The sequence below is a fragment of the Paenibacillus sp. Soil766 genome (assembly GCF_001428105.1).
Taxonomy (GTDB): domain Bacteria; phylum Bacillota; class Bacilli; order Paenibacillales; family NBRC-103111; genus Paenibacillus_E.
The window spans coordinates 45,306-57,375 of the sequence record NZ_LMSJ01000018.1 but is presented as its reverse complement, the minus strand read 5'-3'; the positions used below and the strand labels follow the sequence as shown (position 1 = coordinate 57,375).

8 protein-coding genes are annotated in these 12,070 nt (G+C 40.1%); 6 read left to right on the top strand and 2 right to left on the bottom strand.

All coding sequences use genetic code 11. The features are described from left to right. Nucleotides 1-10: 10 nt before the first annotated feature. Nucleotides 11-1,099 (bottom strand): DNA sulfur modification protein DndB, encoded by a 1,089-nt coding sequence (gene dndB, locus ASG89_RS14820; RefSeq protein WP_057311489.1) that lies wholly within the window; start codon nucleotides 1,097-1,099, stop codon nucleotides 11-13. A 320-nt stretch (nucleotides 1,100-1,419) separates the two neighbouring features. On the opposite strand from dndB, the gene ASG89_RS14815 reads away from it, so the two are divergent. After that, entirely contained in the window at nucleotides 1,420-3,183 is a 1,764-nt protein-coding gene (locus tag ASG89_RS14815) for an ATP-dependent nuclease (protein ID WP_057311488.1), read from the top strand. Nucleotides 3,184-3,405: 222 nt separating this feature from the next. Here the strand turns inward: ASG89_RS14815 and ASG89_RS37675 are convergent, their stop codons facing one another. Further along, nucleotides 3,406-3,630, bottom strand: coding sequence for a hypothetical protein (locus ASG89_RS37675; protein WP_157276666.1), 225 nt, complete (start codon nucleotides 3,628-3,630; stop codon nucleotides 3,406-3,408). A gap of 231 nt (nucleotides 3,631-3,861) precedes the next feature. On the opposite strand from ASG89_RS37675, the gene ASG89_RS14805 reads away from it, so the two are divergent. The 5 genes from ASG89_RS14805 (at nucleotide 3,862) to ASG89_RS14785 (ending at nucleotide 12,046) form a co-directional block, all read left to right on the top strand. Then, a complete protein-coding gene (locus ASG89_RS14805) occupies nucleotides 3,862-5,406 on the top strand; it encodes a hypothetical protein (protein ID WP_057311486.1) in 1,545 nt (514 codons plus the stop codon). After that, on the top strand, nucleotides 5,403-6,494 hold the full coding sequence (locus ASG89_RS14800) for a DGQHR domain-containing protein (protein ID WP_057311485.1): 1,092 nt from the start codon (nucleotides 5,403-5,405) through the stop codon (nucleotides 6,492-6,494). The genes ASG89_RS14805 and ASG89_RS14800 overlap by 4 nt, the downstream gene beginning before the upstream one ends. A gap of 661 nt (nucleotides 6,495-7,155) precedes the next feature. Further along, a complete protein-coding gene (locus ASG89_RS14795; protein WP_057311484.1) occupies nucleotides 7,156-9,393 on the top strand; it encodes a hypothetical protein in 2,238 nt (745 codons plus the stop codon). A 19-nt stretch (nucleotides 9,394-9,412) separates the two neighbouring features. Then, nucleotides 9,413-10,582: a HEAT repeat domain-containing protein gene (locus tag ASG89_RS14790; protein WP_057311483.1), complete on the top strand. Its 1,170-nt coding sequence runs from the start codon at nucleotides 9,413-9,415 to the stop codon at nucleotides 10,580-10,582. 15 nt (nucleotides 10,583-10,597) lie between these two features. After that, nucleotides 10,598-12,046 (top strand): glycosyltransferase family 2 protein, encoded by a 1,449-nt coding sequence (locus ASG89_RS14785; RefSeq protein WP_057311482.1) that lies wholly within the window; start codon nucleotides 10,598-10,600, stop codon nucleotides 12,044-12,046. Nucleotides 12,047-12,070 lie beyond the last annotated feature (24 nt).

Here is a 12,070-nt window from a genome sequence, read left to right as displayed (position 1 = left end):
CATAGTTTCATCATCCAATCTTCGCTTTTTGTTCGAGAATTGATTCTTGTTCAGTTAGTGGGAGTTCGATGCAAGATTTTATCATATTTGCAGTTAGTTGTATTGTTTCATTATTTTTGTTTATTCTACCTGTTGTTCCAAAAGCTCGCCCAAACCATACCTTGTTGCTCCTGTTCCAGTCTATAGCGGATAGCATTTGTATGTAATTATTCCAGTCGGTCGGTTGATTATTGTGTACATAGTGACCTACGATCCCAATTGCTTCAAGAAAAATACCATGGGCATTAATGAAATTTTTTCTTAGCTCAGTGGGTGATAGTTCTTTCTTCATTACAAGCTGCCACTCAACCATAGCATTACATAATTCTCTCCAGAATTCCTCTAAGAATTGTTTTTCCGAGTCTGTAATTAACTCTCCTCTTTTTTTGTTCAAGAGACGACTGTTTGTTTGGAAAATATTGCTAAGGGCAAAGAGTTTGGGGGATAACTTTGAAAGTGATTGTTTTTCCAGATCTGTATAACGCTCAAGAAGTGGTATTCGAGAAATGATAGTTTTTGTAATGCTTGCTAATTGATCGCGATGTTCGTATAAAATACCTAAAGAAGACGTAGTATTTACTGCGTGTCGATTCAAGTCCGCGAATATTTGTTGGCTCTTGACGAGACCTGTATCTTGAAAAAAAACGACAGAAATCGTTTCATTCCCTAGTTCGGGTGCTATTTTCAAAGCTTCTTCAATGGCAGCTCTTCTATGCTGACCATCGTTAATGAGAAACCTTGCATCTAACGAAATGGCCAGCTTACCAATATCCTTGAACTGTGCTTCCTCAGAGAAAGGAGTAAAGACCATTTCCCCATCTACAGAAGCAGTTAAAGATGAAAAAACATAATCTTTAGAGTTGTTAAGAATGTAATTGCAAATATCAGGAACCCTAGCTTTATTTAAGGAACGCTGAGCTCGGTGTTCTGGAGGAATTTCCTCCTCGTCAAACAAGAAAATTCTTGGGATGAGTTTAAGAGGACACATTACAACGAAATATTGATCTCCCGCTTGAAGTCCTCTAATTGCAGGAAAGTTGTAACTAAATGAGGCGTTCATACACATCTCCTTTTACGTACGTAATATATGAGTATTATATTAAATTTTCAGTTGGGAGTAAAGAATTTATTAGGTATAAAGTTATATAGAATTCCTCTGTATATCGAAATATGTAAAATGAACTATAACTATATTTGCAATGAGAATTCAAGGTAATATCCATTATTTGAAATTATAAATGTGTAATAAGGATCGTTTCTTATTAAATTTGAGGACTCTATTTTCTTTTGTGATTTACATGGTAAAAGTAATATAATAACTAAGTAGTATTATAAGATAATTCCTATATACTATAAATCTTACGACAATGAGGTTGTAAAATGTCAAGCAAAGTATCAATAGCTACAGTTGATTTCAAAAATTTCAAGGCACTTAGAAACTTTTCAATCCGTTTAGAACATATGAATATACTTGTTGGACCGAATAATGCCGGTAAATCTACATCTCTTAGTGCATTTCGTGCTCTGGGAGTAGGTATTAAACAAGCTTTATCAAGAAAGCCGTATCGGGTAGCTGGACCTGATGGGGAAGAAAACGGATATACCATTTCTGAAGAATCATTGCCAATGTCGTTAGAGAACGTTCATACAGACTATGTTGCAGTTGATTCCAGAATAACGTTCACATTAACAAATGGAAATGCGATAATTCTTTATTTCCCCGGAGAAGGTGGATGTAATTTACTAACTAGAGTTGTGGGAACAAAAGTGAGCACTCCAACAGAATTCAAACGTCATTTCCCAATTGAATTAGAGATCATTCCCGTATTAGGCCCGATTGAACAGAATGAGCCGTTGGTAACAATCGAAACAGTGAAAAAAGGAATGACGACCCATCGAGCATCTCGGCATTTCAGAAATTACTGGAGGTTTTTTCCTGAAGGATTTGACCAATTTGCAGAAATGATAAGCAAAACCTGGTCAGGGATGTCAATTGAAGCACCTAAAAAACCAGATGCCTTGTCTCAAGAATTAATTATGTTTGTTAACGAAAATCGAATACCGCGGGAATTATATTGGGCAGGATTTGGATTTCAAATTTGGTGCCAACTACTAACACATATTTCAAGAAGTAAAGATTCTACATTGTTAATCGTTGACGAACCGGAAGTATATCTGCATCCAGATGTGCAACGTCAATTGTTGGGGATCCTAAGAGACTGTGGACCGGATATTTTACTAGCTTCTCATTCAAAAGAAATATTAGAAGAAGCAGATCCTTCAGAAATAATTATGGTTAACAAGAATAAACAAGCTGCTATGAGACTGCCCGAGATTGCAGGAATTGGGGAGGCACTTAATTCATTAGGATCAGTACCGAATGTTAATTTAACACATCTTGCTAGAAGTAGACGGATTTTGTTTGTAGACGGTCAGTACGATTATAAATTGATTAGAAGGCTTGCGAAACAAGTGGGTTTAAATGAACTTTCGTTGGGCAATGATATCACAGCACTCGTATCTGGAGGTTACTCCAACTGGCAACAAATTAAATCATTTGCATCCAACTTTACATCAGACGGATCGCTACATATTGGGGCAATATTTAATAGAGATTTTGGGTTAGATCAAGTGCTTTCAGAAAAGTTGAATGAATTTGAGCAGCATCTTGAATATCTTCATATCTATGAAAGATATGAGTTAGAGAACTATCTCCTTGATCCATTTGCTATTGATAAAGCCGTAAAAAAAGCTATTGAAGATCGTTTTAGAAGAACAGGAGAAAGGGCATTTGAAGCCGAAACTATCCATCAAATTCTTGATAGAATTACGGATTCTTTAAAACTTTCAGTAATGGAACAATTCATTTCAAAATCCATTAATAATAAGAAAGGAAATGGGGATAATTCGGAACCTGATTTAGATTTAATGGAAGTGTTTGAAAGTAAGTGGAAAGATTTTAATGCTCGTTTGAATATTGTTGAAGGTAAAGAAGTCTTAAAGCTTCTTAAGGCTGAAATACAGTCGATTTATTCAGTAACACTAACAGATTTCAAAATTATTGATGAGTTTACGCTTATGCCTGAAGAACTGCTCAAATTTATATTCAAGTTAGAGGAATTCAGAACTTCAGGAAATGAATGAGCAGGTTCAAATTTTGATGGAAATTATAGTTCCAAAATAGCTGTTATGTAAAATCTTAAAGGTAAATATTTACCTGATATTAAAGATGACTTCTGAAAATTAATGGAAGTCATCTTTTTCATGTTCGGTTCAAACAAAATTAGTTAGTGAGTGGTAATAACGAAAAATACTATTTAACTCCTGCTGGTTTATTTATCTTGCATCCTTCAATTTCCTTTGATGTTAAGAGTCTATATACTCTAATCCGCGTTCTTGCAGGAACAAGACGCCTTCCGTGTGTATTTGGATTACCGCCATATTCGGCATTGTCATATCTGCCATAACCGTCCTGTAATCTTTCCAATTGTACCCTGATAAATGATGTATTACCCATGCTTCGATTTCTTTAGGACGTTTCTCTCCGCCCATAATCTCAAAGGCACTAATAATGGCTTCTTCTTGTGTCATACTATAGATGGTTATTATAAGTCTGGATGGAGGAATTAAAATGGAAATGAAAAATAGAATTTGTGATTATTGCCGCGAAAGCCGTAACTTTTAATTCTTCAGTCATTCAGTCATTTAGTAATAGCCTATAAATAAAAAACTCGAATAATGGAAAAAAATATGGAAGAACGTAGAGGGAAATTGTAATATAGAGATTACTATACTTTCGCTTTACGGGAGGAACCCACCTATATGGATGCTTCATTAAATTTATTCATTGATCAATGTGAAGAAAAATTGAAATCAGAAACAGCAACAAAGTTCAAGTTTGTAAAGCAAGCCGTAGAATCATTTATTGAAGAAAATATTATAAATAGGTTGGATAACAAATTATCTCTTCAGGCAAGGGTTAAAGGTCCATCGAGTTTAAGGGAAAAAATCATTAGAAAGAGATACTACGAGAAGTATGATAATCCTGAAAACTTCATTAAAGAATTGCCAGATTTAATAGGTTTAAGACTCGTATGTTTACTTCACTCTGAAGAGAAAGTTATTTTTAGAGAACTATCAAAAATATTTACTCATTCACTAGAACGGGGTTTTAAATGTTTGCCTGGGGTCAATACTACGGGGGAGGCTTATTTTAAAATATTTCTAGAGGGTCAACCTGAAAAACAAAAGAATGGTGAAGACATATATCGTATAAAATGTATGTGGGTCGATAATAATGAGGAGTTCCCTATGGAACTACAAATAAAATCACTAATTAATATGTTCTGGGGTGAGATGGAACATATGTTAGTTTACAAAAACTATCAATATTTAGTTGGTTCGGATTTTTACGGTGAGTTAATGAAAACAATTCTGGGTTTATTGAAGAACATTGATAGTCAACTCGCAGGCATGCAAATACAACTCGGTACTAAAGATCCGCATAGTCAAATACAAGAAATAAAGCAAATGGTTGCCAAATTTATGTATGATACTTATCAGCCTAATATAGATTTATTGTTAAAATGTAATTTGGATTGTCGGGAAGTCTACGACGCGATAATATTTGCTGAAATGAAAAATATTAGCAGAGCCAATGCTTTACAAATTTCATCCCAGCTAATTTCAAAAATATTAACACGGCCAATAACAGAAACCGATTTTATATTTGACGATGTACGACTGGGGTTTACTAATAGTCAAGAAGAAAAGTTGGCATCACATTTTCTTGAATTAGCAAACTCGAAAGATATTTTTTGGAGAATACTTTTTGGATTATTTAATATTCATAATAGTGCAAACACTTTAGAGACGAATATTAAGTTGTTAGCAACACGGTTGTTGGAAGCATACATAGGGTTTCAAGCTAATCTTGATACCGATAATAATGGTCACTTATCGTTATTTAATGGAATTAAAATTGGTGTTGTAAAGGCATTTAATCAATACAAAAAAATTGATTATTTTTTACCAGGTGGTAAGCAAAAAAGGATTAATACAATAATTAACGATTTCGTTAATAATAATGAGGAAGACTTATTTGAGATTACGAGTCAATTAGACAGTATAGAAAAAATTATAGGCAATTTAATTTGTATGGAAATACAAATTGAACTTAATCTTAGTTTAAGCAATTCACTTTTAAATGAGCTTCATCAGTTGATTTCACAAAATGATATTCCATGGCTTACTGAGAATTTTAACGTTGCAATGTTAAAAGAATTAGTAGAAGAAAATAGGTGTATTGAATCAAAAGAAGAATTAAAAAATCTTCTCTACTCGACAGGAGAGGGGAATATAATATGATTAAGAATAAGTCATTTATTACTGCTCATCAAAATAATTTTTCAATGCATATAGTTGTATTGACGATAGAAGAATTAGTTTTTGGGACGTATGTTCTTCAGTTTAACTCAGAGGAAGAAAATTCACGGGGGTATCAAAGACCACTGCTTCCAAGTCACTTCAGAAAAATAACCAAATATTTACAAGGGAGTGGAGCCATCTTACCTCCAGCAATTTTAACGGCAAGTGAACCTGGAAATATTGAATATAACCAAAATAGACTTGGTATTATAGGAAAATTACGAGTGGTTGATGGACAGCATCGTATTGCAGCATTTAAGCAATTGAGAGAGATAGATGAATTTAAATATAGTGAAATAAAACACTATGAAATACCTGTCATAATAATGATAATACCCGAGGAAAAACAGATACACGAAATAAATACATTTATTAATATTAATAGTAAAGGGAAAAAGGTTAGTACAGACCTCGCAATTAGATTAAGAGAACAGATACGGGATAAAGGAGAAAACAACTTTTACTTTAATAAAGTAGAGGTTATTGAAGATATAGCAACGAAAATAACTAAATCTATAAATTCAAATGAAAATTCGGTTTGGTATAATGCTATCAAGGTCGGTCCTGATCAATCTGGAAGAATTATATCAATAAATGCTTTTAACAAATCGTTGTTTGATTTACTTTCTTTATTTTGGGAAAATAAAAAACTTAGTAATGAAATAGAAGCGAAACATTATACAGAATTTTTTCAGCAACTATTGGTAGAATGCTGGGACTCAGTAATGAGCAAGTGGCCTGGTTGTTTTAATTTTAAAAATGAAGAGAAATATAACTCCTACTATAATATTCAAAAAGGTATTGGCGTAAACTCTTTACATATCATATTAACGAGAATTATAAGAAGTAAGTACCAAGAATGCCCGACGTTAGAACTGCTAAAAACCGCTGTAGTTAATGATTTTATTAAAATATTAAAGAAAACTATTGTTACAGATGAGGATTGGATGATTGGTGGAGAGTTTATGGGGTTCGCATCAAGAGCTGGGTTTAACCAGGTTGCTGAACGTATAATGGAAGAATATTAAGTTCCTGATAAATGCAATCGTTGACAACTTGTTGACGAACTGTTTCAACAATAAAAATGAAATGAATAGAACAATAGGCTATAGTTAAAACCCTTGCAAATCAAGGGTTTTAACTAACTAACACAGATACATGTCAACTACTATATGTTCCCGCATACGGTGCATGTGGAATCGGTGGCTTTGTTGGTTAGGGATGGTACAGAAAGCTGAGATTACTGCAGTGGAGCGGATTTGAGGAGTAGTACAGATGAGATGGAAGTATGAAATAGAAGCACGGAATTAATAGAGTTGACTGATTGTTAAAGAAATTAATAAATTAGTTAGAAAGGAAAAACACCTGATACCCAAATCAGGTGTTTTTCCTTCTAACTAGGCGTTCCCATTACGCATCAATGATATTAACTTGTCATTCTCCACACTCCCCCAACATCCGCCAAAATCCCCCTCGATCTCCTCCTATCTCTCCCCATTTACACAAAATTATTCCATTTTAACAATCCTCTCACAATCTTTTAACTCTTTAATAACAAAGTTCAAATTATGAACACAATGCTCTTAAACCGATCATAATGTTTAACACTTTGAAAACAGACAATTGCACTTTCCTGTCGTACCATGGCAATAGACAGAAGAACTCAGCAAATTATCGAAGGTGAATAGGATGCGCAAGTGGCCCAAATTGTTGTTAAAAATAAGTCTTGTCATAGCGATTGTAGCCGGTGCGTTTTATTATTGGCTGCGTCCACTTCTGGTCAGAGTCGAAAGCACGACGTTGGCTAGCGGCATACATGTGAAGTTTAGGACACAAGGAATGAATGTAGAAGAATACACGAATGAAGCCTGGCAGCCTTATTTCGCCAAGGGAATTAATATGGGGGCGACGATCCCTGGACATTACCCTGGTGAACTGGCCATTTCAGAGGATGAATATGAGAGATGGTTTGGCATGATTCAGGATATGGGATCGAATGTGATTCGGGTGTATACGATCATGATGCCTGAGTTTTACGAGGCGCTTTCCAAATACAACATGAAACATCAAAGTAATCCGCTTTTCTTCCTTCAGGGTGTATGGAGCCCTGAGGAACAACTGATTGAAGGACAGGATGCCTTCGATCCCAAGATCAAGGAGAAATTCGAACAAGAGATTAAAGACGCGGTTGCGGCGGTTTATGGCAAAACGACGCTCACACCCGAGCCGCATTCGGGGAAAGCGGGAGGCGCCTATAAATATAATGCAGGTCCGTATCTGATGGGCTGGATTGTCGGGACGGAATGGGATCCGAAGATGGTGAAGGGGACCAATGAGCTGCACGCGGACACCCCGGACTACGCGGGGAAATATTTCAGCAGTACACCGGGAGCGAACGCTTTTGAGAAGTGGCTGGCCTTAATGGTCGACACGGCGGCGCAAACGGAGATTCAGTATGGCTGGCAGCACCCGATGGCTTTCGCCAATTGGGTGACGACGGATCCGATCGCGCATCCGGGCGAACCGCTCGTTGAAGAGGATATGGTTAGTGTCGATCCCATGCATATTGAGGCGGTTAATTGGGAGGCGGGCTATTTTGCCTCGTATCATGTGTATCCGTACTATCCCGATTTCTTTGCCTTTGATAAGTCGTTCCAGGAAATGACCAATAGCAAAGGGGAAGTCGATAGTTACTACACCTACCTGAATAAATTAAAAGCAGCGCATCCCAATCTGCCGGTCATGGTGACGGAATATGGCGTACCGGCTTCCGTAGGCGTAGCCCACTTAGGTACGCTCGGCCGCAATCAAGGCGGTCATAGCGAGAAGGGGCAGGGAGAGATCGATGTGGAATTACTGGAGCAGATTCACGGGTCTGGCTATGCCGGGGCGATTTTGTTCACGTGGCAGGACGAATGGTTCAAGAAGACATGGAACACGCAACGCTACGATGAAGCGGATCGCCGGGCGTACTGGTATAACACGCTGACGAATGAGTCTTTCTTCGGGGTGCTCGGGATGTTCCCAGGCAAAGACGAAGCGATTCACATCGATGGGGACTCCTCGGATTGGAACAAGTTGAAGGATAAGAAGAAACTCGATGTGCCCACTCCTGGCTTTGAGGAGATTTGGGCCACGCAGGACGAAGGCTACCTGTACTTGCAGGCCAAGCTATCTGAACCATTTGACCCGTCAAAGGAAAGCATCTATTTCGGGGCAGATACGCTGCCCGGTGGCAATCGTCACGGACCAGAACTTCACGGCATGACACTCGATGAAGGATTGGAAACATTAATCCAGCTGTCGGATGACAAGCAAAGCCGCATGACGATCGCTTCTAATTACGATATTCATGCCCGCTTGTATGAGCGTTCCGGACTGCCGGAGGTCGATCCGAAGGAAAAGCAGGATGACTCGGGGATTTTCAAGCCTTGGAAGCTAGTGGTCAATTATCTGCTGGAACATCCCGACTCCCGGGTGGACCACCCCTTCGGGGATGTAGAGGTTGGTATTCTAGAGAGAGGCTACAGCGATCCATCCCGTACCGAATACAATTCGAAAGCGATGTGGCAAGTTCAAGGGCAGGTGCTCGAAATGCGCATACCGTGGATGCTGCTCGGATTCAGTGATCCAAGCGCTCTAAGTGTGATCAACTACAACGCCCCGACTAAGAATAAATTTGAAAAGACACATGTGAAAGGTGTTCGCTTTGTACCGTGGATTGTGAAGAATGATGGCGTCGTGGGCCGGGACAGTTCGGCTGCGGCGCAGCCGGTACAAGTGTCCGCTATGCCGCTATACACCTGGCAGGGCTGGGAGGATAAGGTGAATTACGTGGAACGGCCGAAGCAAAGCTACTACATGATGAAAGAGGCGTTGCATAAGATCAATGGCCCCATGACCACTAGCGATCAATCGGGGAGCTGAAAATAAGGAGAGTGCAGGCGTGTACACCAATCTGAATGCAGCCATACAAGCGTTATATATTATTTTGGCTTTTAATCTAGTTTGTGTGGTCATCATTTATGCCATCAAGGTGAGAAGTATTCGAAGGAGAAGGCTGAACGACCGATTCCAGACGAAGTTTAAGGATTACCTGACGTACGTGCAAGCCAATCTGGATGGGGTGGAGCCGTTAAGGGTCCCTCCTTGGACGATGAATTCGGTGGAAAGAGAGGCGATGCAGGAGAAGCTGAATGATATGATGGAAATCTTCTCTGGCGAACAGCGGCACAAGCTGGTGCAGCTTTGCATAGATTTGGGGCTCGTTCAGTACCATCAGGAGCGCTTTAACAGCCGAACTTATCGGGTGAAGCTGGATGCTGCGTATCATTTGGGATGCATGCGGGTGAAGGAGGCAGTTCCGGGTTTACTGGACATGTTACAGAAGCATCCGCTCGATTCGTCGCTGTTTGTCGTGGCTAGAGCGGTCGCTAAGTGTGCCCACAGTCAACAGGAGCTCCAAGCCATGGTTCATATTCTACTTGGGCACAACAAGAAGTACTACGAGCTGATTGTGAATATCATCGCTGATTCGGACGTGGATGCCGGTTCCTTGTACACGAGCTATGTGAGTCATAGGAATCCGGCTTACATTCGAATTGGGCTCATCGGGCTGAATGTCTACACCGATCCGGCAGCGGCCTCTGCGGTCTACCGTCTCATGGATGCCGAGCAGGAAGACATTCAAATCAAAGCGGTGGATTTGTACCTGAAAAGCTCCCGTCTACTGCCTAGAAACATCGTTAGCAAGTTGCTCAATCATCCCAATCTGAACATTCGGCAATTGACGATAGAGGCTTTGGCTGATATCAAAAACACGGCTTACGTCGAGCTCATGACCATCAGTCTGAACGACCCCGATCAACGAATCGTGTATGCGTCAGGCAAGGGGCTGCTCCGTATGGGCGAAGAAGGTATGGTAGCGTTTTGTGAAAGTGCAGCAGCGGTTCAAGGCACAGAACGCGGTCAGTTCATGCTGCAGTTGATTGAGGATGAGATCAAGCATCTGTCTATGGGGCTGCACAATTGGAATAAGCTCATGCAATATAACACGCTGATGTATACCTATGACAAAATCTTTCGCAAGTCAAAACGTATTTATCGTGTCGTATAGGAGGGTTGCTTAAACATGTGGGTTTTTGGATATCAAGTTATCTTGGAATCATTTCTGAACGGATTAAGGGAGTTTTTGCTCTATTACAGCTATGCCGCACTCTTTTACGTTGTTCTCGTCACATTGCTCTATTATTTTATCTTCGGATTTTCGATTCGGCATATTTTCGCGATCAAGCGGGGAATCCAGTACAACCGAATTAATAAGCTATCCAGTTCCAGTCAGCTTCCGCCGGTTTCGCTGTTGGTGCCCGCCTATAACGAGGAGTTAACGATTATTGAGAACGTAAGGTCGCTACTCGCGCTCAATTATGCGGAGTATGAGGTGATCGTCGTCAATGACGGTTCACAGGATGGGACCTTAACATGCATGCTTGAAGAATTCAAGCTGGAGCTCATTCATCCGGTGCTTTCCAGCTCCATTAAGACCGGAAAAGTCAGAGGGGTGTACCATAATCCCGAGTATCCCAATCTTTTTTTCATAGATAAAGTGAATGGCGGGAAGGCGGATTCGTTAAACGCAGGCATTAACCTTTCCCACTATGCGTTGATTTCAACCATTGATGCAGACTCTTTACTTGAAAAGGATGCTTTAACACGGATTGCCCGGGTATACATGGAGAACCCTGAGGAGACGATCGCCGTTGGGGGCAATGTTCGAATCGTGAACAGTTGCAAGGTGGAGGACGGCATTGTGAAAGATGTTCAATTTCCTCGCAAGCTGCTGCCGGCACTGCAACACGTCGAATATACGAAAGCTTTCCTCGGCGGCAGGATCGGCTGGAGCGCCGTCAATGGCCTCATTATTATCTCAGGAGCCTTCGGCGTGTTTCAAAAGAAAATGATCATCGCCGTCGGCGGTTACCGTGGGGGCTACCCCGGTGAGGATATGAACATTGTGATTAAGCTTCATCGCCACTGTTTGGAGAATAAAATTCCCTACCGGGTAGCCTTTTGCCCAGATGCGGTTTGTTGGACGCAAGCCCCTGATTCGTACCGAATCTTGAGCAGCCAGCGCAAGCGCTGGGGGCGGGGGAATCTGAAGAACATGATTGAGGAAGGGATTCACATGGTGCTGCGTCCGAAATACAAAATTTTCGGCATGCTGACACTTCCCTATAACATTATTTTTGAAACCCTGAATCCGTATTTCCGTCTCAGTGGCCTGTTGGCGATATTGGGTTACTGGATGCTAAATATGACAGATTGGTACACCGTCGTGATCTTTTCGTTAGTTAATTTATTTTCCTGTTTTGCCTTAAGCCTGGGGGCCCTGTTTATTGAAGAGACGGCCTTCAGCCGATATCCCAAGCTTAGTGACTTGAGCAAAATGATCTTGTATTCGCTCTTAATGTTTGCTGGGTATCGGCAAATCGGTGTTTGGTGGAGGTTAAACGGGCATGTCGAATTCCTGCGGAATAACAACTCGTGGGGAACGATGGTCCGCACCAATTTTAATAAATAGAATACTAAACAAAGACAAGAGGAG

Excerpts from the sequence above, each read along its gene's own strand:
- dndB (WP_057311489.1), bottom strand. The coding sequence starts at position 1,099 with ATGAACGCCTCATTTAGTTACAACTTTCCTGCAATTAGAGGACTTCAA.
- ASG89_RS14815 (WP_057311488.1), top strand. The coding sequence starts at position 1,420 with ATGTCAAGCAAAGTATCAATAGCTACAGTTGATTTCAAAAATTTCAAG.
- ASG89_RS37675 (WP_157276666.1), bottom strand. The coding sequence starts at position 3,630 with ATGACACAAGAAGAAGCCATTATTAGTGCCTTTGAGATTATGGGCGGA.
- ASG89_RS14805 (WP_057311486.1), top strand. The coding sequence starts at position 3,862 with ATGGATGCTTCATTAAATTTATTCATTGATCAATGTGAAGAAAAATTG.
- ASG89_RS14800 (WP_057311485.1), top strand. The coding sequence starts at position 5,403 with ATGATTAAGAATAAGTCATTTATTACTGCTCATCAAAATAATTTTTCA.
- ASG89_RS14795 (WP_057311484.1), top strand. The coding sequence starts at position 7,156 with ATGCGCAAGTGGCCCAAATTGTTGTTAAAAATAAGTCTTGTCATAGCG.
- ASG89_RS14785 (WP_057311482.1), top strand. The coding sequence starts at position 10,598 with ATGTGGGTTTTTGGATATCAAGTTATCTTGGAATCATTTCTGAACGGA.